Source organism: Pseudomonas sp. 1121_17, from assembly GCF_052850745.1.
Genome location: NZ_VXCX01000006.1, coordinates 88326 through 115245, shown reverse-complemented (window position 1 = coordinate 115245; position 26920 = coordinate 88326). Strand labels below are relative to the sequence as shown.

Sequence of the window (26920 nt, the reverse complement as noted above, 5' to 3'; positions counted from 1 at the left end):
TGTTTTTGATTAACTGGTATTGGCGTGATGCGTATCCCTTAGGTGCTAATGTCGTCTATACCTTGCTGGTAGTCGCCAGTTGCTTATTGTTTCCCTATGCTACTAAGTGTTTCGAGCAGCTTGCGCATGTTACGCGTACCTATAGCCTGTGGCATAGATGTTTTGGTGTCGAAACCCTCAGAAATAACGGATTTATTATGCTCTATCACGTCTTTTGTTTGGTCGTAGCGCTGCCAGTTGGCGGGCTGTATTTTCTCTGTGCGAGTGCGAGAAAAAGCTGACTCAATAAGGCAGCTTGTTCGATTAAGGTTTGAGAGACAAAACAAAATCGTTGAATTTCTTCATTTGCTTGTCATCAATTGTAGCGCTGACTACAGCCATTAGTACGGCGAAGGCTAGGATTCCAGCAGCCCCTGCCGGCATACCGATAGTCATACTAAAGGCGGCTGCTAACAGTATTCCTGCGAGCTTCCCTGCCACGAAAGTTTCGGTTGCCAGGAAAAAAGAATTCCAGTTATTGGTCTCGAAGCCTTCGACTGCAGCGGTATGTAAGACCTGTAAATCCATGACTAGGGCAGTAACGCCAAAACCTTTTGCAAAACGTGCAAGGTTCTCCGACATTTGTTTCTTGTCCATGGCCTTCAGCGCTGTGGTGATTGCAGCCCTATCTGCGGCGCCGAACTTCCTTTGAATGCCTTCCCGGTATTGGTCGAATGCCTTGATCGCCTGAGCTGCGGACCGGATGCGTTTACCCTGAGCAGCCTGTTCCAGTTCCCGAGCTTGCGAGGCCAGTTGCTTGCCGAATTTGTCTGTTACTTCGCCATAAAAGTCGACAACGAATTTGACCGCTGCCATGTGGTCGGCTTCAGCCTCAGCCTTGGCTTTCTCCTCGGTTAGACGTTTAGCTTCCGCCTCGCGTTGCTGTTGTGCTTTGACGCGTTCTTGAGCGAGACGCTTACTCATGGATTCGATTGCAGCATCCAGCCAAAGGACCTTGTGCGCTTCAGCGTACGACAAGCCGTATTCCGTCTGAATGCGCAGTGCCATGGCCATGTAGCCACGAGGATGGCCTGCTACTCTAAGTTTGCTCGCTTTGACCTTCATCGAAATCGTAAGGGGATTGCTGCCAAAAAAAGCATTAGCTTTTTCCAGTGCAACTGCTCGGTCTTCACCCAGACTTGTAATAAGTTTTTCTATTTTTACAGTATTACTGGCTGCATTTGCTGTGGTGGCGCCTACGGCGGTAAGTTGATTGCTCAGGTGTTGGTCGAGACCTTTCGAGGTCTCGGCAAAGGTTTTTTTCACCTCTGCTTCTATACGGCCGATTTCTTTCGCCAAGCCTCTGTTTGCATCTTGAAGCTCATATTTTGCATAAGCCATGTGTGTAGACGCTTGAGAACCGCCGAATTGGAAAGAATGTACATTGAATCCGATCCCATAAGGATCATTGCCAGCGGGAGGCTGTGCACCGACAAAGGTTGCTGGGAGATTGATTTGCATAGGGTGATATTCCTCGCTGTACTAGATGGCGGAGCAGTTTTGCTCCGGCCTGCTTTTCAAGCAGGTGAAATCACTCTATATGCATAAATGCATTATATCAAGCATAAAATGCATAGATGCATTCCGCGCGCTAGCGCAACCCCTTGGAAGGTTGTGGGAGAGGGGGCAGGTGCTTGCTCGCTGGCTTAGGCGTGCATGGATCTCGCTGCCCTGCAAAACGCATGGCAACAAAAAGCCCCCGCCGGAATCCCGGTGGGGGCTTTGAACTCGCGAGACTGCGAGTCAGATCAGAAGCTGTACTTCACATTGAACATCACGTTGCGCGGTGCACCCCAGAAGGTCGTGCCGTAGTTACCAATGCCGCTGTAATAATGCTTGTCGAACAGGTTATTGACGTTGACCGTGGTCTTCAGGTCCTTGCTGACATCATACCCAGCCACCAGGCCCACCAGGGTGTAAGCCTTCTGCTCAAACTTGGCAGTAGGATCGCTGACGGTGTACCAGTCGCCCGGCAGGAAATAGGTCCCGCTCTGCCAGTACACGTTACCGCCCACCGTGACCTTGTTCAGATCGCCGGGCAGGCGATAGTTGGTCGCTACCTTGAACATATGCTGAGGCTGATTGGCCGCAACGCGACGGTCATCCGCATCATGCGATTCGGCAAAGGTGTAGCCCCCCTGCACCTGCAGGCCTTCCAATACCTGTCCCGCAACCTCCAGCTCCACACCACGGGTCGTCACGCCTTGAACGGCTCGGTACGCCCCGCCATTATCGCCAGCAATCGCTTCTGCGAAGTTATCTTGCTGGAGCTCAAACAGGGCCATGCTGGCATTCAGGCGGTCATTCAGGTACGCGCCTTTGATGCCGATCTCGTAGCTCTGCCCGGTCAGCGGGTCCAGTGCAGTGCCGCTCGGAGTCAAGTTGAAGGGTTGCGGTTTGAAGACGTCGGTGTAGCTGGCATAGACCGTGTGATGATCGTCCAGGTCGTAGGTCAGGCCGGCATACGGCACAACTTCCCCGGAAACCGAAGCCTTCGGGTCCTCAGGGTTAAACGTTGCAAAGACGTTCTGGTTACGCCATTTGTAATCAACCACGCGCGCGCCGAGGATCAGCGAAAGTTGGTCGGTCGGCTTGAGAATGGTGGAAGCAAACGCTACTTTTTGACGCGATTCGATATCGAACTTGAGCCACCAGTCGTAGGCATCAGGTTTGGACGCATTGTTGTCCCAGTCAAATACATCGTCCACGGTAGCATCCGTGTTGCCGTCGAACCGCGTAGACACCGAGCGGGTGTGAGCGATGCTGTAACCAAACACTGCCTCATGCGTCCTGCCGCCCAATGTGAACGGACCACGGGCATAGATATCCAGACCTTTTTCCTTGGTCGTGGTATTGAATTTCGAGGCACCGCCTTGATAGAAACCGTGCTGAGCGCTGTTATCCAGGTTCACCGGTGCGCTGGTCAGGCCGGAAATGAGCTCGCGTGAACTGTACTTCCTGCCACTGATTTGGGTTTTCAGCTCCCATCCGTTGGAAAAATCATGGCTGATCTCCGCGAAGGCACGTTGAGTTTCCTGGTTGCGCCATGCCCATTTATCGGCAGCGTTCATGTCCCGATCGAACTTGATTGTTTGGCCATTCACGTAGAAGGCGGGCAACGCACCAGTTGTCGAACCGTTATGCTGATCCTTTTGGGTGTCGTAACCCACGGTCAGCATGGTGTCATCGTTCAGATCAGCTTCAACAACGCCGTAGAAGATGTACTGATCACCTTCCAGGTAATCGATGTAGCTCTTGTTGGTCTGGGCCCCGGCAACCATCCGCCCGCGGATGTTCTTGTTTTCAGTCAGTGGTCCAGACAGATCCAGATCAGTGGTGTATTTATCCCACGAGCCTGCGCCAGCACCGACTTGCCCCTTGAATTCGCTGGTCGGACGTTTGCGTACCAGATTGACGACTCCAGATGGGTACCCAGCACCGTTGACCAATCCGGTAGCGCCCTTCAGGACTTCAACGCGGTCGTAGATGATGGTGTTACCAATGCTGTAGTTGTCCCGCAGCGAGCCACCGTCGGAAGACAAGCTCGGCACACCATCAAACTGAAAGTTCTCCAGCTGAAAGCCCCGCGAGTAAAAGCTGTACGCCTCCGAACTCTCCTGGTTTACGGTAATCCCCGGCGTCTGCTTGAGCACATCGGAAACACTCTGCAGGTTCTGATCATCCATCTGCTGGCGGGTCACCACACTGACCGACTGCGGCGTTTTGCGCAGGCTCAGGGGCAAGCGCGTAGCCGCTGCGGTTTCACCGGTGGTGTACGAACCTGTTCCTTCGGTGGTGATCCCCAACGCCGCCCCGGAAATGTTCGTTGCACCCAACTGCATCGCCGCATCATCCGCCGCCCGCGGAGCGCCAAGGGTGACGACGTTGCCCTGCACGCTGTAGCTGACGCCAGTGCCCTGCAGCAGTCGCGCCAGTGCTTGTTCAGGCGACAGGCGACCGGCTACTGCTGCGCTGCGGCGGCCTTGCACGGTGTCCTGGCTGAACAGGATCTGCAGGTCGGTCTGCTTGCCGAAGCTGAGCAGCGCGCTACTCAGCGGCTGCGCCGGAATGTCGAAAGCCAGGTCCTGCGCCTGAGCGACTGTTGCGTAGGGCAGGGCCAGGGCCAGGCCAAGAGCGCTCATGCTCAACGATGGGCGCAAGGCATGGCGCAGAAGCAGTGCTTTTCCTAGTGGGGTGAGGCGGTGTGGTGCTGGCATTGTGTCGGCTCTTATATATGGCGTAAGTGTTAATGAGATTGCGTCTCAACTTACAATGGAACGCATGACCCGCTGAAAACCGGAAAAGTTTTTTTCAGGCCGGCTCCAGATCGCTGCGCACCTTGCCCGAATCCATCCGTACCAGCTGGTCGGCCACATCGAAATAACGGTCGTCGTGGGAGATGACGATGATGGTTTTGCCCAGCCGTTTCAGGTCCGGCAGCAGCTCGGTGTAGAAGATGCGGCGGAAGGTCGGGTCCTGGTCGGCGGCCCATTCGTCGAACACCAGCACCGGCCGCCCTTCGATCCAGGCATTGACCAGCGCAAGGCGCTTGCGCTGGCCAGTGGAGAGGTCGGTGGTGGTGAACGCGCCGTCGCGGATGCTGACCTTGTGGGCGATTTCCAGGCGTTCCAGATAACGGGCAGCGTCTGCCGGCAGGTCGCCGTCGCCCTGGACCAGGTCGTCGAACAGGTAGTAGTCGGCGAAGATGGTGGTGAACAACTGGCGGTAGTCATCGCGGTTTTGTGCCGTTACTGCCTGGCCGTTCAGGCGTATTTCGCCTTGCTGCGGCTCATACAGGCCCAGCAGCAGTTTGATCAGGGTGGTCTTGCCGCAGCCGTTTTCGCCAACGATGAAGACGATGTCGCCCTGGCGGATCTTCAGGTTGACCGGCCCGAGGGCAAACGGCGTAGCGCCGTCAACTACCGGGAAGGCATAGCGCACGTCGCGCAGTTCCAGCTCGTGCACCGCTTGCGCGGGCTTGGCCGGGGCGTCGAGCAGCAGATGTGGCTCCGGCGAGGAAAACGTCTCGGACAGCTCGGCAATGCGCCGGAAGGCAATTTGCGCGCGGCTGACGATCGGCAGGTTGGCAATCAACTGCTCGAGTGGGCCTTTCATGTACAGCAGCACCAACACAAAGCCGCTCATCACCGCCTTGTTGCTGTCTGGCCAGTAGGCCTGCATGGCCAAGGCCAGGCCGATAACCACGAAGAACAGCATCGAGCCAAAGGTCTTGGCGACGATGAAGATGTTCACCGACTCGATTTGCTTGCGGCAGATCAGCGAAGCGCTTTCACGGATGCGCTGGGTGAACATGCGCTGGCGGCGCGGGCGGTGAATGCGCAGTTCCTTGGCGCCATCGGCAATCGCGCGGTAGTGCTTTTGCAGGTTGTCTTCTTCATCACGTGCTTCGAGAAAGCCTTTCAGGCCTTTGTTCTGGGCGACGAACTGCGCGGTGCAGCCGATGGCAATGGCCACCAGCATCATCAGGAACATCGGCCACGACAGCATGGCCAGATAGCCCAGGCAGCCGAGGGTGACGGTCAGCGAGATGGCCAGCGGAGCAAACACGAAAGCGAAGTCGCTGATGGTGTCGATATCGTGGGTCAGCACCGGGATCAGGCGGTGGCTGCGGTAGCGTTCGATCTGCGCAATCGGTGCGCTGAGGACCTTTTCGCCCAACTCCAGGCGCAGGCGGCTGATGATGTACTGGCCGACGCGGTTGCTGCTCATGTCCGACAGGATCGAGCAGCACAGCGCCAGCAGACACAGGCCGGCGAAGGCGGCGACGACGTTGCCGGTCAAGCCAGCCTCGCTGTTGAGGGCGTTGTTGATGGTGGCCAGCAACACCGTAATCGACAACCCACCGACCATGCCCAGCACGATGGACACAGTCACGAGGGGCCAGAACGGCTTGAGCAGGCGCAACAGGTCGGCGAAGGCGCTGCGGCTGCGTGGAGGGCTGATCATGGAAACTCCTGAGTCGAACGGCGAGAAAAAGACAGATAGCCGTGCGCGCAAGGCTGGCGTATCCCTGCAGAGAGGACGAAGCGGGAGGAGGGGGATTTAGCGAGGAGAGAGGGGAGGGTGAGCTGCTCGCGCAAATGGTGGTCAGAAATGTCCACCACTCGCAGAGCAGCTCAGGTTGAAGCCAGTTCAGATAGCCGTTACGGCTCGGTTACGCGCTGTTTTTCACTCGCATGCTTAGGTGCAGACTTGGTTTCCTGAACGACGATGTAAAACTCCTCGCCATGCTTCACCGCGCCGTACAGCACTGCCTTTTCGATCAGTTCGCTGGCACGCACGTGACGCAGCATCATCGGATCCCTGCGCAGGTCGCGATACAGCGCCACGCACAGCAATACCATCACGATCACGAAGGGCAGGGCCACGACGATAGTCAGGTTCTGCAGGCCGGTAAGGGCCGCGCCGGGATTCGCCGGGTCGCCAATTGCGAGCATGATCGCCGCAACGGTGCCGGTCAGGCCGCCCCAGAAAATCACCGTGGACCGCGACGGTGTCGTCGTCCCGCGCTCCGATAGCGTGCCCATCACCAGCGAAGCAGCGTCCGCCCCGGACACGAAGAAAATCGCCACCAGCACCATGACCAACACCGACGTCAGGCTTGCCAGCGGGTATCCGTCCAGAAGCTGGTAAAGCGCGGTGTTGCTGTTGACCACGCCGTCCACCAGCAGCAGGCTGCCCTCGCGCACTGCATCGATGCTTGCACCGCCGAACAAGGTGAACCAGATCAGGCTGACCAGGCTTGGCACCAGCAGCACGCCGCTGACGAACTGGCGGATGGTCCGGCCGCGACTGATGCGGGCGATGAACATGCCGACAAAAGGCGTCCAGGAAATCCACCATGCCCAGTAAAACACGGTCCAGCTGGCCAGCCAGCTGTCCATCTGCGGGCCGCCACTGGCGCTGGTACGCGCCATCATTTCCGGTAGCAACTTGATGTAGACACCGATAGAGGTCGGCAGCAGGTTCAACATCAATAACGTCGGGCCGACCAGGAATACGAACACGGCCAAGGCAAGTGCCAGGATCATGTTGACGTTGGACAGCCACTTGATGCCTTTGCCAATCCCGGACACCGCAGAGGCAACAAAGGCGATGGTCAGCACGGTCACGATGGCGAGGTAAAAGATTTTGCCAGGGTGTTCGATCCAGCCGTTGTATTCCAGGCCGCCGGCGATCTGCAGCGCCCCAAGCCCCAGTGAAGCGGCAGAGCCAAACAAGGTGGCGAAAATGGCCATCATGTCGATTACCCGCCCAAGCGGCCCGTTGGCATGCTTGCCGATCAGGGGACGAAATGCATTCGAAACCAGCTGCGAGCGGCCACGCCGAAACGTACCGTAAGCAATCGCCAGGCCTACAATGGCGTACATCGCCCACGGGTGCAGCGTCCAGTGGAACAGGGTGGTAGCCATCGCCACCTGCATCGCTTCGTTGGACTGGGGAGCCGCAGAGCCGGGAGGTGGCGTCATGTAGTGAGACAGCGGCTCAGCGACGCCGAAAAACATCAGGCCGATGCCCATGCCGGCACTGAACATCATCGCGACCCACGACACGGTCCGAAACTCGGGCACCTCGCCGTCACGTCCGAGTGGGATCCTGCCGTACCGGCTCGCCGCCAGCCAGAGCACGAAAATCACGAACAGTGTCGAGGTCAGCACGAAGAACCAGCCGAAATTGATGATGACCCAGGATTGCGCCGCTGATGCGCTGGCGGCAAGAGTCAACTGGCTGAGGAAGCCCCACAGGATGAAGGCGATTGCGGTGATGCTGGTAATGCCGAACACGATCCAGTCGATCTTGCCTTCTAGATGCCGATCTTGCCGCGCTTCTTCCGTTTTGGAGGGGTCGGTTACGCCGAGTGCGAGGGTTTCAGCGTTGTTTTCCATTGCCATAAATTAACTACCCACCTTGAAATTTTGCAGGTCTTTGTTCTTGTTTTCTCGGTAACGCTGCAAACAGTCCGACGTCAGTACGCACTGGAGGCCCGCCGATTATCCATTTCCTGTTCACGCCGCCTGTTCTGATAGCGTCCATGCGCAATCCTTTTGACGACTTGCGACAACTGCGCAGGGGGAATCTGGTGCAGGGCAACGGCGGGAGACGGACGGTCAGGCGGGCGTTTGCCCAGAGGAGAGGCGGGGATTCAACGGGGGAGGTGGCGGGCAGCCGGTTGCTTAGCGGGTTCGGCCTGATGGCAGGCCAAACCCTCTAACGACGCAGATTCAGAGGCTGCGTTCGAAGAAGTATTCACGCTCAAGACGCAGCAAGGCGGCCTTCTTGTGCACGAACTGGATGTCTTTCAAGTGGCCGAAGCCCTGCGACTTGAGAAATTCGATCTGGCGCGTGTGATCGATGCGCGGCTCGCCAAGAATGCGCTGAGTACGCGGGTCATCCAGGTACATGTAATGCATCAGCGAGTTGAACCAGGCCTTGAGCTTGCCTACCCCCTGGTGCTTGCTCTCACCGACCACCACATGCCAGCCGCGGTCGTAGTCGGCCACGTCATAGAACGGCGCGATGCGGTCTTCCTTGCACCAGTACACCTCGAAGTAGGCGAACGGCTCATCGTCGAAGCAGCCGATCAGCGGATGCACGCGCGGGTCGTCGAGCATCTCGCGCAGGTAGGCGGCGTGCTCTTCGAGGCTGCCGGTCTGCTCCCAGAAGTACGCCACCTGTTCCAGGTTCATCCAGCGGTTGAAGGCTTCGAGGTCGCGGTCGGGGTCGATGGTGCGCAGGCTGAAGGTGCTGTTCAGGCCCGGCAGGTGGCGCCGATAGACTTCGCCGGCAGGGATGGGCGGGCGCTGCGGATGGCGTTTTTCGCCACTGAAGCAGTAATGCAGGGTGGTGTGCATGCTGGCGGGCGCGGTCAGCCACGGCAGCGGGTTCTGCCAGAAGGTGGCGCGGCGGCACTGCAACTCCAGACTGCCATCTGCACTGGGCAGCTGCGTGTCGAACACGCCCTGGCGGATTGCCGCAACGGCGAATGCCTGCGGGGCTTTGAGGTTGATGCTGAGCACCGCGGATTTTTTGCGATAGGCAAAGTGGCTGCCGATCACTGCCAGCAAGGCGGTGGCGGGGTAATGCGCGGGCAGCGGGCTGTCGATCAGCACGCGCTCGCCGTCGAAACGGTAGCTGAGCGCGGGCAGGTCGCCGACCTGCAGCACGCCCTCGGCGGTGTCGCCGTGAGTGCTGGCGCGGCGGCCATCAGGCAAGGTCAGGCTGAACAGTGGTGCGGGCATGGCAGGGCTCCCTCGGGGCACGGGTGGGGTGGCGGTCACAGTTCGCGGGCAACGCGAAAGCTCAGCCAGTCGCCGCGGTCGGACGGGATGGTGGCGTTGCGGTTGCCGGAGCGGGAGAAGATCGGCGGCTCGATCCAGTCGTTGCCGCGCATCGACAGCACCTTGCAGCCAGGTTCGGTCCAGGCGCTGCCGTCGTTGGGTGCGCCTTCATAGCTGTCGCGGTAGCAGTCAGGGGTGAATTCGGAAACGTTGCCGTGCATGTCATAGACGCCAAAGGCGTTGGGCTTGAAACTGCCGGCCGGGGCGATATTGGCAAAGCCGTCGGCTGGGCCGTAGGTGTTGGCATTGAGGGCGATGCTGTATTCCTTGTCCGGGTCCAGCGGGAACGGGAACGGGCCTTTGCTGCCGCCGCGGGCGGCGTATTCACGCAGGGCTTCGCTGGGCATGAAGTACTGCTTGCCGGTCTTTTTCGACAGCCATTGGATGTACGCCTGGGCTTCGTTGAAGTCCAGGCACACCGCCGGGTTGCGCGCTTCGTACTTGTAGCGTGGGATGCCGGCGATGCACTGGCGGCCTTCGCGGTCATCACCGCTGGGCATGCGATAGCCGCTGGCGCGCAGGTAAACATCCCACTCGCCTTTGAGTACCTGGAAGCGGCTGATGGCGATCGGGCGCTTGAAGGTCACCTCATGCTGCGGGCCTTCATCGGGCTGGCGGCCGACTTCACCCTCGGCGGTGCCCATGCTGAAGCTGCCTGCGGGCAGTACCACCAGCTCTGGGCAGTCCTTGCAGTCACGGATCACCGTGCCGGGCGCTGCGGCCTGGGCGCCGCTGCTGAGCAGCATGCCGGCGGCGAGCGCCAGGGTCAGTCCGTGCAGGCGGGCGAGGGTAGGGCGCGAGGTGGGCTGGGACATGGCAATTCTCGTTGGCGAATACATGGGTTACACCGTTTTGCGCAGCAGGGCGACAAAGCGTTCGAGCTGGGCTTCGTCGTTGAGCAGGCCCGGCGCGGTGCGGATCACCGGGCCGACGTCGCGGTACACCGCATCGACCATGGCTTTGTTTTTCTGCAGGTAGGCGGCGACCTCGTCGCAGTCGCGATCCTTGACCCGGAAGAAGCAGAAACCGGCGGAAAGCGTCGGGCTGCGGGGGGTTACCAGCTCGACCCCTCGCACCGTCGACAGCTGCTGCTTGAGGTAGCTGTTGAGTTGATGGATGCGCGCCTGGATGTCGGCCTTGCCCAATTGCAGGTGCAACTTGAAGGCTTCATCCAGCGCCCAGCGGTGCTCGAATGCGTGGTAGCCACCGGGGGTAAAGGTGGTGGCAAAGTCGGTGTCTTCGGAGAAGGTTGGCACCATTGGCGTCAGGTGTTCGACCTTGGCGCTGCGGGCGCAGACGATGCCGGTGCCACGTGGGCCGAACAACCATTTGTGAGTGCCGGCGATGAAGAAGTCGCAGTCCATGCTCGGCACGTCGAGGTCTTCCACGCCAAGGCCATGCACGCCGTCGATCACATACAGGATGCGGTCCTGTTCGGCGCGGTCGCGGTTGGCCTCGCGCACCAAGGCGCCGATACGCGCAACCGGCAGTTTGACGCCGCTGCCCGACTGCACCCAGGTCATGCCCAGCACGCGTGTCTGCGGGCGGATGGCCTGGCGGATATTGCCGAGAATTTCGTCTTCGCTGACCAACGCCGGGTCTTTGAACAGGGTGATGCGGCGCACCTGGGTGCCTTGCTTGCGGGTGCGCAGGTCGAGGCTGGTCTCGGCTGAATAGTGCTCGTGCACGGTGGTCAGGATCTCTTGATCCGGGCGTACCTGGATGCCGCCGTAGACCATCGCCAGGCCTTCGGTGGTGCTGCCGGTGAGGGCGATCTGGGCCGGGCTCACCTTCAGGTATTCAGCGGCGGCGCGGCGGACCTGGCCCTCGCGCTTCCAGGTTTCCTGCAGGTCCCAGTCCATTGCCAGGGCCGGATTGCGGTCGATCTGTGCGCGGTAACGGGCGATTGCCTCGCGGACTGGGCGCGGCTGCGAGGTGACGAGGAAGTTGGACAGGTGCAGGTAGCTTGGGTCCTGTTCGAACAGCTGTTGCAGGTCACGCCATTTGTCGCCGCTGGCGCTGGTCGCAGGATTTTCCGTAGCCGTAGCCAGCGCGTATTGGCCCAGCGGCAACGTGGCGGCGAGCACCCCGGCCTGCTTGAGAAAGGTGCGCCGCGGATTCATGGCTGTGCCTCCACGACAGAGCTGGCCGATTGCAGGCTGGCGACCGGTTGCGCCGCTTTTTGCACCTGCGCCCAGACGCGCATGAAGTTGCCGCCCCAGAGCTTGGCGATATCGGCCTCTGAGTAACCGCGGGCGATCAGCTCGGCAGTGACGTTGCGGACCTCGCCGACGTTATCCCAGCCTTGCACACCGCCGCCTTCATTGAAGTCCGAGCTGATGCCGACGTGATCGATGCCGACCTTGGCCACCGTGTAGTCGATGGCCGCGACAAAATCCTGCAACGTGGCCTTGGGCTCGTCTTCGAGAATGCCGTACAGCGCGCCTGCGTACTCGCCGAAGCGCTGCTCGGGCCAGCCGGCAATGATCGGATCGCCAGGCATCAGGGCCATGGCCAGGTCTTGCAGGGGCGGCAGGTCGAAGCGCTGGCGCAGCGCGTTGAGTTTGTCGCGGGTGCCCTGGGTCAGCGGTTTCAGGTATTGCGAAAACGCCACTACCTGGACCACGCCGCCACTGTCCTTGATCAGTTGCAGCTCGCGGTCGCTGAGGTTGCGCGGGATGTCCACTAACGCCCGCGGCGCCGAATGAGAAGCTACCAGCGGTGCGCGGCTGAGCTGGGCGACCTGCTCCAGCGCTGGAGTCGACATCTGCGACACATCGATGATCACGCCCAGGTCATTGAGCCGCTGCACGGCCTGCTTGCCGATCGCCGACAGGCCGCCGAGTGCATCCGGGGTGTCGTTGAAAAACGGCATCGGCCGCGAAGAGTCGGCCCAGGCATTGTTGCCGATATAGCTGAAGCCGAACATGCGCATGCCGCGCGCAGCCCAGGTGTCGAGCAGATCGATGTCATTACCCAGTGGGTAGGCATTGAGCATGCTCAGAAAGATCACGAACTTGCCTTCGCCGTGCAGACGGCGGAAGTCGTCGGGGCTGTAGGCGATGGCGACCTGATTGGGGAAGTCGCGGACCAGGCCGGTGATGATCCGGTACCGCACTTCCTGCTGGTGGCGCGCTTCATCGACAAAGGCGGCGGTTGGCTTGTGCGGCGCGTTGTCGCCGTTCCACATCTCTGGCCAGCCGAACAGGTTCAGCGCGGCACCGGACAGCCGACCGCGGTTGAGCTTGACCAGATCGAACTGGCCCGCGCCGTCCTTATCGAACTCGTTGCCGGCGCTGGCGTAGTCCAGCGGCAGGCTGATATGACTGTCAAAGGTGAGCATGTATTCATGCAGCGCGTCCGCCTGCTGGGTCACCTCGGCGGGGTAGCCGCGGTTGCTCCAGTGGTCCCAGGCCAGGTAGCCGCCGCCACCCAGCGCCAGCAGCAGGGGCAGGCCCAGGTACAGCGCCTTGTTGCGCAATCGTATGTTCATTGCCATCTCGGATCAGGGTGGTAACCGGGCGTGGCTCAAGCCACACGCTATGAGGGGAAGGACGTGTGGCCACGGGGAAAAATTAATCGCCTGGCGGCAATCGGCTATGCTCAAACAGGGCGTAGGCATTTTCCGTAGGTGCTGTCGTCCTGATCTGCGAAGGTATTGGAAATCGGCAGTTACGCTTGAGCCAAGCGGGTGTTGGATGACTTGGTTTAGGCTCGCCGGCAGGATCTTTCTCCCCGATCTGTAGTCTTTGGTTCATCGAGAGAATAAGGAGATGTGCATGCTTGTCCGGTCATTGACCCTCGCCACGTTGCTAGCCGTAGCTGGCCCTTTGCTTGCCGCCGACAGCGATGCGCCGTTGGCCAAGGAGCTGGGCAAGGCCAGGCCGTTGGTGGTGATTGCCCCCAGCCCAGCTGATCCGACCTTGCGTGGCCTTAACGAGGCACTGAATGAATCGGCGACCAAAAAGGCCTTTGAAGAGCGCCAGTTGGTGCTCTACAGCGTTGCTGGCCTAGCGGGTACGCGCGAGGGGAAAAACCTCGAGCAGCAGACCACCATGGCCCTGATTCGCGAACTGAAACTGGGTGCGAGCAAAGGCACCAAGGTCATTCTGGTGGGCAAAGACGGCGAGTTTCATGTGTTGAAGGATGACGACAGCGGCGAAAAGCTTGATCCGCAGGTGATCTTCAAGGCGGTGGACGAGTTGCCTGCCAGCGAGAAGGCTGCTGCGGTTGCGGCACCGGTTGCGGCAGCTGCTCCGGAGCCCAAGGGTAAGGAGGCCAAGAACGTCAAGCCAGCCAAGCCAGCCAAGCCAGCGGCGCCACCCAAGCCGCTGGAGGATTGAGCGCAAAGAAAGGTATACACGCGGTACCAAGCTGTCTCACCGGACGCCAGCCGGCCGAAAAGGGTTGCGTAGCGGTCCATCTGCCCGCGTGTATCACTCTGTATCCACACCTATTCCTGATCCACTCCCATACAAAAGCACCGCAGTGCCGATACATCACCGACACACCACTGCGGCTCAATAGCTCCACTACCAACCGCAAGTGGAGCACCACCATGAAACAGTCGAAAAACACCCTTGGCCTGTTTGGCGCAGCTGTCGTCGGCAGCCTGTTGCTGGGCAATAGTGCCTTCGCCGTCGAACCGATGAGCCAGGGTTATCAACTGGCCGCCGCCAAGACCGACGCGGAAGGCAAATGCGGCGAAGGCAAGTGCGGCGGCAGTGAGAAGGCTGGCAAAGCCGAAGGCAAATGCGGCGGTGATGCCAAAGCCGGCAAGGCCGAAGGCAAGTGCGGTGAGGGCAAATGCGGTGCCAGCGAGAAACAGGCAGGCAAAGCCAAGTCCTGACCGCCAACGTCCGCAGGCCTCGACCCTCGGTATGGATCAGGCCTGCGGCACTTGCCCGGAGTGCCAAGCATGAACAACCCGCATCTGCGCACCGGTCTCGGCCTGCGTCGCGGCCTGCTAGCCGAATTGCTGACGATGCCCCAGGGGGCGGTAGACTTTCTCGAATGCGCCCCGGAAAACTGGATCGGTGTCGGTGGCAGCCATGGCCGCAGCCTGGCCCAGCTGGCTGAACGCTTTGCCATCAGTTGCCATGGGCTATCGCTGTCACTTGGCGGCATCGCGCCGCTGGACCGAACCTTGCTGACCAGCACCCGGCAGTTTCTGGATCGCTTTGAGGTCCGGCACTATAGCGAACACCTCAGCTATTGCAGCGATGACGGTCACCTCTACGACCTGTTACCGATACCCTTCACCGATGAAGCCGTGCGCCACGTCGCCGCGCGCATTCGTCAGGCTCAGGAGCAGTTGGGCAGGCGAATCGCGGTCGAAAACATCAGCTACTACGCCGCGCCTTACCAGGCCATGAGTGAACTGGCGTTTATCCGCGCGGTGCTGGACGAGGCTGACTGCGATCTGCTGCTGGATATCAACAATGTCTACGTCAATGCCTGCAATCATCGCTATGACCCCTTCGACTTTCTTCACGGTTTGCCCCGCGAGCGGGTCACTGCCATGCACGTGGCGGGTCACTATGACGAAGCCCCCGACCTCAAGGTCGACACTCACGGCGCGCCGGTGAAAGAGCCCGTCTGGGGCTTGTACGCAGTGGCCTGCGAGCGCTTTGGCGTGCAGCCGACGGTTCTTGAACGCGATTTCAACTACCCGCCATTGGCCGAGCTTCTGGCCGAAACGGCGCGCATTGCGATGGCGCAGCAGGCTAGTGTGAGGTGTGCAGCATGAACCTGCATCAACAGCAACTGCAGATGGCCAGCTACGTGCGCGACCCGGTCCGCAACCCGCCGCCGGCCGATATCGAGGCTCGGCGCCTGCGGGTCTATCGCGAGCTGTTCTCTAGCAGCATCGAAGGGCTGCTGGCAGCCAGTTTCCCGGTGATGCGAGCAACCCTGGGCGAGCTGGTCTGGCACGCGAGAGTGCGTGATTTCTATGCCGCTTACCGTAGCCCGACGCCGCTGTTTACCGAGATCGGGGGGGCATTCATCGATTACTTGCACGAGGCTGATCTGGACGCCCCGTGGCAATTGGAACTGGCCCATTACGAATGGATCGAAGCGCAGCTTTTCCTGAGCGCTGATGAGGCCTTCACCCAGCTGGATACAGCCGATCTGCTGGAGGGCGAGCCAACACTGTCGTGCCTGGCGCGGATCTTGGCGTACCGCTGGCCGGTCGATCGGATCGGCCCCGGCTATCAGCCTTCAGCGCCACCTGCATCGCCAACCTTGTTGCTGGTTTATCGCGATCAGCACCTGCAGGTGCGTTTCGCCCGGCTCACCCCAATGGCCTACCAGTTACTGGCCGGGCTCAACGGCAGCGGGCGGCAGCGCTTGCAGGCGCTGGGCGACGAGCAGGTTCAGGCGCAGGGCTTGGCGCTGCTCGAAGACCTGCACGCGCAGCAGCTTGTCATCGCCGTAAATTACCTGGCGGGTGCCTCGGCCTGAGCCTCGGCGGATTTCTTCGCCGGCGGCTTCAACCGGGTTACACCCAACAGCACCAGTGCCATGCCCGCCACCTGATATAGTGAAATCTGCTCACTGAGAATCGCCCACGACGCCAGCACCGTCAGTACCGGACCGAGGTTGCCGACAGCCGCCGTCTGGGTAGGCCCCAGGCGCTGAATCGCCAGGGCCAGCCAGTAGATCGGCAGCACCGTGGAGAATACTGCCATAAGTCCAGCATTGGCCCACACCGCAGCCGGCAACTGCGCCAGCTGGCTTACATCCGCCACCAGCAGGTAGTGGGCCAGCACCATCAAACTTGAAGCCGTGCCGCACAACCCGGCCAGGCGCATAGAGCCCATTCGCTTGAGCAGCATGCCGGTGCCGCAGTAATACATCGCGTAAGTGACCGCGCTGGCAAACACCCACAACGAGCCGACAATGATCTGCTGGCCTGCGCTGGCACTGCTGACATCGTGCACGAATGCGATGCCCAGGCCGAGATAGCACAGCCCCATCGCCGACATCGTGCGCAGGTTGGGCCGTTCACGCAGGGCGACGGCCTGGATAAGCAGTACCAAGGTGGGGTAGGTGAACAGGATCAGCCGCTCAAGCCCCGCGCTGATGTACTGCAGGCCATAAAAGTCGAACCAGCTGGCCAGGTAGTACCCAAGCAGCCCCAACACTGCCACCCGCAACCCATCGGCCACCGTCAACCGTTCGCCACCCTGGCGTTGGCTGAGCCAAAGCAACCAGACAAACAGCGGCAGGGCCAGCGCCATGCGCATCGCCAGCAGGGTAATTGCATCCACTGCAGCTGCGGCGTAGGCGAGTTTGACGAAGATCGCCTTGAAGCTGAAGCCCAGTGCCGCGAGCACTGCAAACAGGCTGCCGTTATCAATCTGGCGTTTGAGCATGGCGTGTAAGCGAGGCATGGCGAATCCGGAAACAATTGGTAAGGTTTATTCTGCGCATAACGCGGCGCACTGTAGAATCGCTATTTAGCGAACAAGGCTTTCGTTTTTGGAGAAGACACGATGCACTTCGACCTTGCTGATCTGCGTCTGATCGCGGCGATCGCCAGCAGCGGAAGCCTGAGTAAAGCCGCGGCTACCTTTCCGGTAGCAATCTCGGCTGCCAGCAACCGCCTGCGTCTGTTCGAGCAGCGCAGCGGTTTGACCTTGTTCAGCCGCCGCGCCGACGGTATGCAACTGACGCCCTCCGGGCGGCTGGTGCTGGAAGCCGCCCGTGGCGTGCTCGGCGAGGCAAGCAAGCTGCAGGCGACCCTGCACGAACTGGCCGGGCAACGCCGAATCACCCTGCATCTGGCCGCATCGACGGTGACCAACAGCACGTTGCTGCCGGCGGTGCTGGGGCCGTTCCTGGCGGACTACCCGCAGGTCGATCTGCAATTGGTCGAGCACAAGAGCATCGACGTGCTGCGCGTGGTGCTGGCCGGCGAGTGTGAAATCGGTGTGTACGACGGCAACTTGATCAACGACGGCGTGGTATCGCTGCCGTTTCGCACCGAACGGCTGGTTCTGCTGATGCCTGCCGAGCATGCGTTGGCTGAGCGTGGGCAGTTGCGGCTGGTCGACGCGCTGGATTTTGCTTTTGTCTGCCTGCCGGCCGAACGCGCCATGCAACGCTTTGTCGAGGAGCTGGCGATGAACCTGGCCATGCCATTGAAGGTGCGGGTCAGGGCGCCCAGCTTCGAGGCGATAGCGCAGTTGGTCGCGCAACACGCCGGCATTGCCATCGTGCCGCAGACCGCTGCGGTGCGCGCCGAGCAGGAGTTGGCCGTGCGCTGGCTGCCACTGCAGGAGCGGTGGGCCACGCTGGAGCTCAGGGTGTGCTTTCGCAGCTGGGAAGGCCTCAGCTCGCATGGACGGCTGTTGGTGAGCTTTCTGACCGGGCAGTGAGGCGCCGCCCAGAGCCCCGGTCGTCAGTTGCGTCGATCATCACCGCTGCGTGCCAGTCAATCGAGGAACCTCTGGCGAATCGGTGATTGAATGGACGCTCTCTCTGCCAATGCCCCCTCCACCCGCAGTCATCTGGTCCGGCAACTGATCCTGGTATTCGCCGGGCTGTTGCTGTTGGCTCTTTTGGTCGGCCTGGTGTCGCTGTATCGGATCGCCGCCAACCTTGACCTGCGCGAGCAGGAACAAAGCCGGTTTCACGCAGAATCCGCGCTGCGCCAACTGCATAAAAGTGAGCGCACGTACCTGCTCAGCCATTCCGATTGGCAAGCAGCGTACGATCATCTGGCCGGGCCGGTGGACGCCCATTGGGCCTTCGCCGAAGACAACGTTGGCGCTACCTTGTACAGCGAGGACGGCTACGCGGGGGTATTCGTGCTCGATGATGATGGCACCCACTATGCGGTGGTCGACGGTGAGCTCAGCCAGCAGCGCTTTGATCAGTTCAGCAGCAGTGCCGACAGGATCCTCGCCCAGGCCCGCCAGGCGCCGCGGGCAACCTCGGGCTATATGCTGTTCCGTGACCTGCCTGCCTTGTTCGCCGCTGCCGTGATCCGTGCACCCAACATGCCTCATCACCTCAAGGCGCCGAGCGCGGTGTTGGTGTTCGTGCGCATGCTCGATGCTGCGGTGCTCGAGCCACTGGGGCAAACCGTAGGCTTGTCTGGCTTTGCCCTCAGTAATCGCCAGGCGGGCGGCGCCGGTTACGGTGTGTTGCCGCTGGAGGGGACTGGCATGCGCCTGAGCTGGCATATTCCTCAGCCGGGCCGCGAACTGATTCGTAGCGTGGTCCCGGCGCTGCTGCTGGCGGTGCTGTGCATCGCTTTGCTGGTGGCGCTGCTCGCCCGCTACGCCATTCGCACCAGCAGTGGCATCGACCGTAGCCATCAACAGCTGGAACAGACCAACGCCGCTCTTGAAACCAGCGAAGAACGCTTCAGGGCCGTTGCCGAGGCTGCCTCGGACTGGATCTGGGAAACCGACCTGCAGCTGCACCTGATCTACCTTTCAGCCCGCTTCAGCGAACTCACCGGGCATCCATTGCACGCATGGTTGCGGCGGCCGATCAGCGCCTTGCTCGACTGCGATACCGCCCATCTCGAACACTGGCTGCACGGCCTGGCTACCAGCGGTGGTTCAGCTACCTTGCGTTGCCACTACCATGATCACCTCGGCCAGCAGCGGATCTGCCGCATTGCTGCACGGGCGATCCTCGAGCACAAACAGTGCAAGGGCTTTCGTGGCACCTGCAGCGATATCACTGATGAAGTGGCTGCGCATGCGCAGATCCATCATTTGTCATTGCATGACCCGCTGACCGGTTTGCCCAACCGCAACAAACTGTTCCGCTATCTCGAACATGTCGAGCAAACCAGTCAGCGCCAGTCGGTTGCCGTACTGATGCTTGATCTGGACAACTTCAAACCGGTCAACGACAGCCTTGGTCATCCAGCCGGTGATGCGGTGTTGCTCGAGGTCGCGGCGCGGCTGGGGCACGTCACCCGCGACAGCGATCTGGTGGCCCGCCTGGGCGGTGACGAGTTCATCATCGTGCTGGCCAAGCCAGGTCGGCGCGAGGACATCGACCGCTTCTGTGCGCGGGTGGTCGAGGCTATCGGTCGGCCCATCGACATCGACGGCCAGTTGGCCCAGGTCGGGGTCAGCCTTGGCGTGGTGCTTTCAGCCGAGTATCCGGGTTCGCCGGGCGATCTGATCCGCTACGCCGACATGGCCCTGTACAGTGCCAAGCATGCCGGCAAGCACACCTGGCGCTACTTCACCACGCAGATGAATGCAGCGCTGGTCGACAAACGTGAACTCGAGCGCGACCTGCGCGAGGGCATCCCGCGCGGTGAGCTGAGGCTGCAGTTCCAGCCGCGTTACAAGGTTGACGGTGTCACCATCGCTTCGGGTGAAGCACTGGTTCGTTGGCAACACCCGCGGCAGGGCCTGCTCAAACCGGACAGTTTCATCCCGCTGGCCGAAGAGTCGGACCTGATCGTACTGCTAGGTAACTGGGTCATCCGCCAGGCGTGCGCCCAGGCGCGGGACTGGCCGTTGCCGATCATGGTCTCGGTGAACATGTCGCCGGCCCAGTTCAGCCGCAGCGACGTCGTCCAGGATGTCGCCGAGGCGCTGCGCCTGACCGGCTTGCCGGCACATCGACTGGAGCTGGAGATCACCGAGAACGTCATGCTCAACGACATCGAGGGCGCGTTGCAGACCATGACCGCGCTCAAGGAGCTGGGTATCCGCCTGAACATGGACGACTTCGGCACCGGCTACTCGTCGCTGGGCTACCTGCGGACCTATCCATTCGACAGCATCAAGATCGACAAGCGCTTCGTCCAGTCGCTGGGCAAAAGCGAACGCGATCGCAGCGTGATCCAGGCCATTATTAACATGGGCAATGCCATGGGCATGACGGTCACCGCCGAAGGCGTCGAGACTGCCGAGCAACTGGCGCTGCTTAGCGATGACCAGTGCCATGAAGTACAAGGATTTTTATTGAGCAAACCACTGGACAATGGCGTTTTGGTGCGGATGATGCATGAACAAATCGCCACGACGGAAATCGTGCGCTAGGCATACCGCGCAGGGTCGCGCAGAGCGGTTTACACCGTGCCATTTCATCACTTCTGCATACAGGCCCGTCAGTCCATGGCGCTCGACCCCCCAACGATGTTGACCATTTCGATAGCCCTTGCCGCCGCTGCGGCGCTGTACCTGGCGGTCGAGTGGCGCACCGTGCGTGAATCTTCATTGCTGTATTGGAGCGCAGGCTTCGCCACGATCACGGTCGGCTGCGTGCTGTCGTTGATGCGTTTGCAGGGAATGCTGTTGATCGGCATCTGGTTCGCCAATGGCCTGCTAGTGACGGCGCACTTCTTGTTCCTGCTGGGGGTGGCGCGCTTCACCGAAACTCGCCTGTCGCGAGGCTGGTATTCGATTTTTGTCATCTGGACGGCACTGTTGCTGCTGCCTGAAGGGCCTGAATGGTCAAAGCTGATGCTGCTGGCCAACTCGCTGTTGGTGGCGGTCACAACGCTCAAGGCCAGCTCGCTGCTGCGCCCGCATGGGCTGTCGCTGAGCGTGGGTGCGGTGCAGTTGCGCTTTGTGCTGCTGCTGCACGGGCTGTTCTACCTGGCCAAGATGATCCCGCCATTGATGCCCGGCACGTTGATTGACCTGGCGGCGTTCCGTGGCGAGATCATCCAGATTTCGCTGGTTGAAGGGGCGATGGCGATCATGCTGATCGCACTGTCGATGACCGGCACCGAGCGCTATCGCCGCGAACAGCAGATCGCCCGCCTGGCCGCGCGCGACCCGCTGACCGCAATGTACAACCGGCGTGCTCTGGAGGTGCGGGCGCCGCGCCTGCTGAGCCAGGTCAGCGCCGCGCGCCCTGGGGCGTTGTTGATCATCGATATCGACAACTTCAAGATGGTCAACGACCTGTTCGGCCACGCTGCCGGCGATCGCCTGCTGGTGGCGCTGAGCGAGATGATTCGCGGGTTGGTGCCTGCCCATGCACTGGCTGCCCGGTTCGGCGGCGACGAGTTCATCATCTTGCTTGGCAACACCAGCCGTGAACGGGTCAACCAGTTGGGCGACAGCCTGCGCGAGCAGTTCCAACTACTTACCTCAGGCTCTTATGCAACACCTGCGGCGGTAACCTTGAGCATTGGTGCCAGCTTGTTCGATCAGCCGCCCAGTGGTCTCACGGCGTTGATCGAGCAGGGTGACAATGCGCTTTATGAAACCAAGCGGGCAGGACGCAACAGCATTAGTCTGGTTGATTTGACCTTGGGCACTCCGGCGGTCGATTGAGTACGGCTGTCAACTAATTGACTGCGTTGGAGCGGGTTATTGGGTGGTCTGGACGAAAAGGCGTCACTGCGCGTTGATGATTACCGTGCGAGCCATGCAGTCTTTGCAGTTGACTACAGTTTCAATCTGGTTGGCTTGCGCATGCACAGCCGCTGAACCGCAGCTTACGCAGTGCAGCCTGGTGCCGCCTGCTGACGGGGCTGCTGCGCCGCCAGGCGTGGTCAATTGGCTGATATAGGCAAACAGGGTCTTGTCCAGGCCCTGATCATCCAGTTTCAATACCACGCCATGCAGCACATGGCTGAAGCCTGATCGCGGCGCCTTCACCTCGTAGCCGGGCCAACGAAACGGCCAGCGCTCGTCGACCGCACGCTGGCCGAGCGAGAGCATCCGCCCGGGGATGGTATTGGAGGTGATGTGTTTGTTTACCTGACACTGCGCGGCGAACGCCAGGGCGCCGCGAATAGCCGTGTTGGTCAGCGACCAGATACTGCGTATGGGCAGTTGTAACAGGAGCTGCGCGGCCACCTCACGGGATTTTTTCCACGCATCGAACGGCAGGCCGTGATCGGCCGCTCGGCTGAGGATGTAGGCATACACTTCTTCCACAGCCAAGCGGTGGAGTACTTCGACGATCTCGCCATGCCAGGCCGCCAGCGGCCCCTGTGACAAGTCATCGAGCAGCGCCTGCTGCAGTTGCGCCAGGCTCGCCCGCTGCGGACCGGTCAGGTAGACATTGACGATCCAGCACACTTTATCCAGCCGCGGTACCAGTGCCGAGCCGGTGCTGAAGGCATCCAGGGCTGAACCTGGATCGATCACCAGCACTTTTCGCTCGCGCAGCGTCTGCAACAACGCGCTGTCCATATCCTGCGTGGGTGTGAGGCGAGCATCGCCGCGCAACTCGGCCAAGGGCGCCAGACGCTGGTTGGCCTGGTCTGCATGGGTCATGAGCAAGGCCAGCAGTTGCACTTTGCTGGTGAAGTCCAGCGAGGCGAGCGGCACGCCGGGGATATCATCCAGCGACCACTGTGTTCGAATCCGCTGACGACGCTCCAGGTTTTGTTGCTTTTGCTGTGCCATGCGTGACGTCTGGCAGGGCGCGCAGGTGCAATAACGCAGCAGACGGGTCCGGCCAGGCGGGTAGTGACGATGATCGCAGCCCTTGCAGAAGGCTGGATCAATATCCCAGCTGGTCGCCGTCTTGCCCCTGCGTCGCTCGTACATCGGCACGGCGCAGTAAGGGCAGGTCACGTCCGGCGACGCGATAGGCGGAAAGCTCTTGATCAGACAGTTGGGTGCAAGGTCGAGGTTATAGCGCTGAATCAGAGCGGCGTTTTTCGCGCCACCGAGGTATTCCTGGTAGAGCTTTTCGACCTGTTCAGCGCTCAAGTGGCGCAGCTTGTTTTGATAGTCCGACAAACCTGATTCCTCCCTCGGAAACATCACCTTGGTGTGAGGGAAGATCATGCGGCGCATCGATTTGGCCTGGGAAGAGCTCGGAGGGTTGAACCTTCCTAAGCGTTTGTAGGGCGTTTCCCAAGCATTGCCGTTGGGGCTTCAGCTTACCCGGAGCCAGATGGCGGAGGCATCGTCACTGGCTTTGAACCGGGGGTAACGCAGGCAGGCGGCATCTTCCTTTTCGATCCGACGTAGCTGCAGTGCCAGATCCGCCAGGCCGTGGTGCAGCAGATGGGCGATGAAGTCAGCGGGGGTGAAGGCCGCGTAGCTGTCCAGCAACGCGCTGAAACCGTCGCTCATCAGGACCAGGTCGTCGCCCGCTGCCACTGGCGTGCGGGTGTAGCGCAGGGCAGCGCGGGCTGCCTGGGCATCTACGCTGAGGACTGCCTTGGGCCGCTCCCGCGCCAGCCTGCGGTCAGCGATGATGGCCGGTGTGCGTACGCCATGGGCGCCAGTGCCAGGGCCCAGGGCTGCGGCTTCGGCGCTCTCGGCCTGGCGATCTGGCTCGGGGGTGAGGAAGGCAATGCCTTGCGCACTGCGGTGCAGTACTGCGCAATCGCCGAGAAAGCCGCAGCTCAATTGATCGCCTTCAAGCGCTACTGCCGCGAACGAGGCGCGGGGCAGTTCCCAGGTCGCAACCGGAAGCCGCTGACGCTGGCGCTCGTAGTCACGGGCAACTTGCGCGAAAACCGATTCACACACCAGCTCCAGGCTGCCCTCGGCGCCGGCGAAAGCCCGCTGCGCGGTCGCCGCCAACCATGCGGCGCCGCCGCGTTGGCCGAGCAGGCCGGGCGGGCCGAGGTCGGTGGCGCCGTCGATCACCCACGCGTGCAGGTCTGCGCTGCCAATGCGGTCGTCGTTGGCGACGTCTGGCTTGCCGGCCAGGCTCAGGCTCTGGATAAGGTCGAGGTGCATGGTCGATCGGTCTTCTTGAAGAATGGCATGGAGGGAGTTGGACCGGGTATTAGCCTGCGGGTTCGTTCAGCTCGCGGGCGCGGTTCAGCATACCTGATGACTCTGGTCGGATCCGAGCAGGACAGCCGGTGAGGGCGGATAGAAGCCAGTGAGCAGGATTGGCACGCCACAAGACCTGCGCTCGGCCTCCTGAGTCGCGGGTGGATCGAGAGCAGGCATCGCTGTGCTGGCGCACGTCAAAGGCGAAAGCCGGGGTGGCGTGCCAGTAATTTCATGCTGCAGCGCCCACTTCTTCATGCGCTCGCGATCGCCCCAGCAAAGCGAGCACCAGTAATGCAGTCAACAGCGACGATGCCGCCAGGATGTACAAGATCCTGCTGAATGCTCGGTCGTAAGTGCTCAGCAGCAGAGCGCTCTCGCTGTTGACCAAAGCGCTGGCATGCGCCAGATCGCCGAGCGCGGCGCGGTTGGCGGCCTCGAGCACAACGGCTGGATCGGCTGCGGGTAAAGCGTCGAACAATCCGTCCTGGATTAATAACGCCAGCAACGCGCCCGCCACTGCGACGGCAATCCCGTCGGCCGAAACACGTACGCAGTTGAAGATTCCGGTCGCCATGCCGGCGCGCTGTTTTTCCACCACGCTGACTGCCATGCCATCCATCAGCCCCCAAGGTAGACCTACGCCTGCGCCGATCAATACCAGCGGCGCCACCAGCGCGGGGCCGGCTCCGGCGGATAACACCTCAGCCAACCAGACCAGCCCGACCGCCAATAGCAGCAGCCCGACGGCAGACAGCGTGCCGGAGCTGAACCAGCGCGATAACAAAGCGGCAAGAAACGGCACGACCAGCAGCGGTGCAGCCAGGGCGATCATCATTTGGCCCGCTGCCAGCGCGCTCAGTCCGTCAATCCCGATGAAACGCCCCGGCAGCATTACGATCAGTGTGACAAAGAAGAAGGCTGGCGAGGCGGCCAGTACCTGCACCCCGACGAAGCGCCTGGAGCTGAATAGCGAAAGGTCGAGCATCGGCCGGGCGGCTCGGCGTTCGATACGTACAAATACGATGAACAGCACTCCTGAACCAAGCAGCGGGCCGAGCACCAGCGCGCTGCGCCAGCCTGCTTCCGGTGCCAGCAGAATGGCGTAGGTAAACAAACTCAGTGCGGCCGTGAAAGTGAGCGCGCCGGGCCAGTCCAAACCTGTAGCGTCTGGGTCGCGGGACTCTGTGGCGCTTACCCACACCAGCAGGAAACCCGCTACACCAATCAGCGCTGTCGCCAAGAACACCCAGCGCCAGCCTGCCATCTCGACCAGCCAGCCTGCTGCCAGCGGCCCAAATGCCAGGCCGATGCCAAAGGTGGTACCGAGCAGGCTGAATACCCGTGTACGGATCGGTCCGTGGAAAGTCTGTGCCAACGAGGACATGGCCCCCGCAAAAGCCGCAGCGCCGCCCAGCCCTTGCGCCAGACGCAGCCCATCGATCCAGGCGACCGTCGGCGCCAGGGCAATCAAGCCTGTCATCAACACGAACAGCGCCAGGCCGATTAGCCATACGCGCTTGCGGCCGTAAGTATCGGTCAGGCTGCCGGCTGCCATCATGGCGCTACCGTAGGTGAGGATGTAGCCATTGACTACCCAGTTCAATTGAACCGCTGAGCCGCCGAGCTCTTGATTGATTGAGGGCAGCACAACGGCTGGGCCGGTAAAGCACAGCGGGATCAGGACGCCGGTAAGGCAGGCGGCAAGCAGTTGCAGCCAATCGCGTCGAGAAGTGCTGCTTACGGCTGTGAGTGCTGGTGTCATGGAAGTTATCCGCGAAATGTCAGCCATCAGCGTAAGGACAAGTCTGCCACGGAAAAATAGGCTAAGGTTCCGAGCATATCGGACAAATATTCTTTAAACGGTGATGAGTGGATTCTCTCAGTGGCATCGCGTTCTTTGTGCAGGCGGCAGAAGCCCGCAGCTTTTCGCAAGCCGGTCGCGTGCTCGGTGTCTCGTCTTCCGCCGTCGGCAAGAGCGTGGCCCGGCTGGAGCAGCGGCTGGGCGTGCGTCTGCTCCACCGCAGCACGCGTAGCATCACGCTGACCGCTGAGGGCTCACTGTTTCTGGAGCGTTGCCGGCGCATCCTGTGCGAGGTCGAGGCGGCCGAATTGGAGCTGTCGGAAACCCAACGCGCGCCCCAAGGCAAGCTGCGTGTGAGCATGCCGCTGGTAGGCAGTTTGGTGATGCCGGCGCTGACGGCCTTCATGCACCGCTACCCCGCAATCGAACTGGACGTGGATTTCTCGGATCGGATGGTCGATGTCATCGAAGAGGGATTCGATGCCGTCATTCGCACCGGAGAACTGACGGATTCCCGGTTGATGTCGCGCACATTGGGCACGTTCAAGTTGCTGCTGGTAGCCTCACCCAAGTATTTGACCGCGCGCGGCACGCCGCTTGAGCCTGCTGATCTGGCAGACCACGCTTGTATGCAACACAGGTTTCCGAGTACGGGGAAGTTCGAGCCGTGGCCCTTACGCAGGCAGCAGGACGCGGTTGAACCCGTGCTCGGGGCCTCGATGGTATGCAACACCACCGAGGCCCTGCTGCACGTCGCCCGCGATGGCCTTGGGATCGCCTGTTTGCAAGATTTCATGGTGCGGGATGCGCTTGCGGCTGGCGAACTGGTGACGGTGCTGGATGACTTTATCCAGCATCAGGGCGCCTTTCGCATGCTTTGGCCATCGAGCAAGCACCGTGCGCCCAAGCTGCGCGTGTTCATCGACTTCATGGTGGCGGAGCTTTTCAAAGCCGGTAATCCGCTACAGATGAAGTAAATATATGTTGCGCCTGCAGATATGGATCGGATTTCCCCTCTACCGTGTAGGCGG

Annotated in this window: 20 protein-coding genes; 8 read left to right on the top strand and 12 right to left on the bottom strand. The window is 61.0% G+C overall.

What is annotated here, in order from left to right; all coding sequences use genetic code 11:
- Positions 1-303: 303 nt before the first annotated feature.
- The 8 genes from FW789_RS13680 to pvdM form a co-directional block, all read right to left on the bottom strand.
- Positions 304-1500: a colicin-like pore-forming protein gene (locus FW789_RS13680; RefSeq protein ID WP_446431596.1), complete on the bottom strand. Its 1197-nt coding sequence runs from the start codon at positions 1498-1500 to the stop codon at positions 304-306.
- Between the two features lie 287 nt (positions 1501-1787).
- Positions 1788-4256: a TonB-dependent siderophore receptor gene (locus FW789_RS13675; RefSeq protein ID WP_446431595.1), complete on the bottom strand. Its 2469-nt coding sequence runs from the start codon at positions 4254-4256 to the stop codon at positions 1788-1790.
- 94 nt (positions 4257-4350) lie between these two features.
- Positions 4351-6006, bottom strand: coding sequence for a cyclic peptide export ABC transporter (locus tag FW789_RS13670; RefSeq protein WP_446431594.1), 1656 nt, complete (start codon positions 6004-6006; stop codon positions 4351-4353).
- Between the two features lie 197 nt (positions 6007-6203).
- Entirely contained in the window at positions 6204-7952 is a 1749-nt protein-coding gene (locus FW789_RS13665) for a BCCT family transporter (protein ID WP_446431593.1), read from the bottom strand.
- A gap of 330 nt (positions 7953-8282) precedes the next feature.
- A complete protein-coding gene (locus FW789_RS13660; RefSeq protein WP_207073351.1) occupies positions 8283-9299 on the bottom strand; it encodes a GNAT family N-acetyltransferase in 1017 nt (338 codons plus the stop codon).
- 35 nt (positions 9300-9334) lie between these two features.
- The gene (locus FW789_RS13655) at positions 9335-10144 is read right to left on the bottom strand and encodes a formylglycine-generating enzyme family protein (RefSeq protein WP_225913006.1); all 810 of its coding nucleotides are present in this window, start codon (positions 10142-10144) and stop codon (positions 9335-9337) included.
- Positions 10145-10240: 96 nt separating this feature from the next.
- Positions 10241-11521, bottom strand: a complete 1281-nt coding sequence (gene pvdN, locus FW789_RS13650; RefSeq protein WP_446431592.1) for a pyoverdine-tailoring periplasmic protein PvdN — start codon at positions 11519-11521, stop codon at positions 10241-10243.
- Positions 11518-12891: a pyoverdine-tailoring dipeptidase-like protein PvdM gene (gene pvdM / locus FW789_RS13645; RefSeq protein WP_411561864.1), complete on the bottom strand. Its 1374-nt coding sequence runs from the start codon at positions 12889-12891 to the stop codon at positions 11518-11520. The genes pvdN and pvdM overlap by 4 nt, the downstream gene beginning before the upstream one ends.
- A gap of 286 nt (positions 12892-13177) precedes the next feature.
- On the opposite strand from pvdM, the gene FW789_RS13640 reads away from it, so the two are divergent.
- The 4 genes from FW789_RS13640 to FW789_RS13625 all read left to right on the top strand — a co-directional run bounded on the left by FW789_RS13640 (position 13178) and on the right by FW789_RS13625 (position 15863).
- A complete protein-coding gene (locus FW789_RS13640; RefSeq protein ID WP_186699727.1) occupies positions 13178-13741 on the top strand; it encodes a DUF4174 domain-containing protein in 564 nt (187 codons plus the stop codon).
- A gap of 215 nt (positions 13742-13956) precedes the next feature.
- Positions 13957-14247, top strand: coding sequence for an HvfA family oxazolone/thioamide-modified RiPP metallophore (locus tag FW789_RS13635; RefSeq protein ID WP_431606907.1), 291 nt, complete (start codon positions 13957-13959; stop codon positions 14245-14247).
- A gap of 69 nt (positions 14248-14316) precedes the next feature.
- Positions 14317-15147, top strand: coding sequence for an HvfB family MNIO-type RiPP peptide maturase (locus FW789_RS13630; protein ID WP_103436973.1), 831 nt, complete (start codon positions 14317-14319; stop codon positions 15145-15147).
- Positions 15144-15863: an HvfC family RiPP maturation protein gene (locus FW789_RS13625; RefSeq protein ID WP_446431591.1), complete on the top strand. Its 720-nt coding sequence runs from the start codon at positions 15144-15146 to the stop codon at positions 15861-15863. Before FW789_RS13630 ends, FW789_RS13625 begins: the two co-directional genes overlap by 4 nt.
- Here the strand turns inward: FW789_RS13625 and FW789_RS13620 are convergent.
- Positions 15839-16795, bottom strand: a complete 957-nt coding sequence (locus FW789_RS13620) for a DMT family transporter (protein ID WP_446431590.1) — start codon at positions 16793-16795, stop codon at positions 15839-15841. The genes FW789_RS13625 and FW789_RS13620 overlap by 25 nt on opposite strands.
- Before the next feature lie 102 nt (positions 16796-16897).
- Here FW789_RS13620 and FW789_RS13615 point away from each other — a divergent pair, with 102 nt between their 5' ends.
- The 3 genes from FW789_RS13615 to FW789_RS13605 all read left to right on the top strand — a co-directional run bounded on the left by FW789_RS13615 (position 16898) and on the right by FW789_RS13605 (position 21670).
- Positions 16898-17782: a LysR substrate-binding domain-containing protein gene (locus FW789_RS13615; protein WP_103436976.1), complete on the top strand. Its 885-nt coding sequence runs from the start codon at positions 16898-16900 to the stop codon at positions 17780-17782.
- A 90-nt stretch (positions 17783-17872) separates the two neighbouring features.
- Complete coding sequence (locus tag FW789_RS13610; RefSeq protein WP_446431589.1) at positions 17873-20425, top strand: bifunctional diguanylate cyclase/phosphodiesterase; 2553 nt, start codon at positions 17873-17875, stop codon at positions 20423-20425.
- A 75-nt stretch (positions 20426-20500) separates the two neighbouring features.
- A complete protein-coding gene (locus tag FW789_RS13605) occupies positions 20501-21670 on the top strand; it encodes a GGDEF domain-containing protein (RefSeq protein WP_186699737.1) in 1170 nt (389 codons plus the stop codon).
- A 63-nt stretch (positions 21671-21733) separates the two neighbouring features.
- Here FW789_RS13605 and FW789_RS13600 read toward each other — a convergent pair whose 3' ends face one another.
- From FW789_RS13600 to FW789_RS13590, 3 genes are all read right to left on the bottom strand, one after another.
- Positions 21734-23092: a hypothetical protein gene (locus FW789_RS13600; protein ID WP_446431588.1), complete on the bottom strand. Its 1359-nt coding sequence runs from the start codon at positions 23090-23092 to the stop codon at positions 21734-21736.
- A gap of 138 nt (positions 23093-23230) precedes the next feature.
- Positions 23231-24046 (bottom strand): protein phosphatase 2C domain-containing protein, encoded by an 816-nt coding sequence (locus tag FW789_RS13595; protein ID WP_103438745.1) that lies wholly within the window; start codon positions 24044-24046, stop codon positions 23231-23233.
- Between the two features lie 271 nt (positions 24047-24317).
- Positions 24318-25850, bottom strand: coding sequence for an MFS transporter (locus tag FW789_RS13590; RefSeq protein ID WP_207073344.1), 1533 nt, complete (start codon positions 25848-25850; stop codon positions 24318-24320).
- Between the two features lie 107 nt (positions 25851-25957).
- On the opposite strand from FW789_RS13590, the gene FW789_RS13585 reads away from it, so the two are divergent.
- On the top strand, positions 25958-26866 hold the full coding sequence (locus FW789_RS13585; RefSeq protein ID WP_186699744.1) for a LysR family transcriptional regulator: 909 nt from the start codon (positions 25958-25960) through the stop codon (positions 26864-26866).
- Positions 26867-26920: the final 54 nt, after the last annotated feature.

What these genes read in the sequence shown, in the direction of transcription:
- FW789_RS13680 (WP_446431596.1), bottom strand. Translation starts at nt 1,500, where the DNA reads ATGCAAATCAATCTCCCAGCAACCTTTGTCGGTGCACAGCCTCCCGCT.
- FW789_RS13675 (WP_446431595.1), bottom strand. Translation starts at nt 4,256, where the DNA reads ATGCCAGCACCACACCGCCTCACCCCACTAGGAAAAGCACTGCTTCTG.
- FW789_RS13670 (WP_446431594.1), bottom strand. Translation starts at nt 6,006, where the DNA reads ATGATCAGCCCTCCACGCAGCCGCAGCGCCTTCGCCGACCTGTTGCGC.
- FW789_RS13665 (WP_446431593.1), bottom strand. Translation starts at nt 7,952, where the DNA reads ATGGCAATGGAAAACAACGCTGAAACCCTCGCACTCGGCGTAACCGAC.
- FW789_RS13660 (WP_207073351.1), bottom strand. Translation starts at nt 9,299, where the DNA reads ATGCCCGCACCACTGTTCAGCCTGACCTTGCCTGATGGCCGCCGCGCC.
- FW789_RS13655 (WP_225913006.1), bottom strand. Translation starts at nt 10,144, where the DNA reads ATGCTGCTCAGCAGCGGCGCCCAGGCCGCAGCGCCCGGCACGGTGATC.
- pvdN (WP_446431592.1), bottom strand. Translation starts at nt 11,521, where the DNA reads ATGAATCCGCGGCGCACCTTTCTCAAGCAGGCCGGGGTGCTCGCCGCC.
- pvdM (WP_411561864.1), bottom strand. Translation starts at nt 12,891, where the DNA reads ATGAACATACGATTGCGCAACAAGGCGCTGTACCTGGGCCTGCCCCTG.
- FW789_RS13640 (WP_186699727.1), top strand. Translation starts at nt 13,178, where the DNA reads ATGCTTGTCCGGTCATTGACCCTCGCCACGTTGCTAGCCGTAGCTGGC.
- FW789_RS13635 (WP_431606907.1), top strand. Translation starts at nt 13,957, where the DNA reads ATGAAACAGTCGAAAAACACCCTTGGCCTGTTTGGCGCAGCTGTCGTC.
- FW789_RS13630 (WP_103436973.1), top strand. Translation starts at nt 14,317, where the DNA reads ATGAACAACCCGCATCTGCGCACCGGTCTCGGCCTGCGTCGCGGCCTG.
- FW789_RS13625 (WP_446431591.1), top strand. Translation starts at nt 15,144, where the DNA reads ATGAACCTGCATCAACAGCAACTGCAGATGGCCAGCTACGTGCGCGAC.
- FW789_RS13620 (WP_446431590.1), bottom strand. Translation starts at nt 16,795, where the DNA reads ATGCCTCGCTTACACGCCATGCTCAAACGCCAGATTGATAACGGCAGC.
- FW789_RS13615 (WP_103436976.1), top strand. Translation starts at nt 16,898, where the DNA reads ATGCACTTCGACCTTGCTGATCTGCGTCTGATCGCGGCGATCGCCAGC.
- FW789_RS13610 (WP_446431589.1), top strand. Translation starts at nt 17,873, where the DNA reads ATGGACGCTCTCTCTGCCAATGCCCCCTCCACCCGCAGTCATCTGGTC.
- FW789_RS13605 (WP_186699737.1), top strand. Translation starts at nt 20,501, where the DNA reads ATGGCGCTCGACCCCCCAACGATGTTGACCATTTCGATAGCCCTTGCC.
- FW789_RS13595 (WP_103438745.1), bottom strand. Translation starts at nt 24,046, where the DNA reads ATGCACCTCGACCTTATCCAGAGCCTGAGCCTGGCCGGCAAGCCAGAC.
- FW789_RS13590 (WP_207073344.1), bottom strand. Translation starts at nt 25,850, where the DNA reads ATGACACCAGCACTCACAGCCGTAAGCAGCACTTCTCGACGCGATTGG.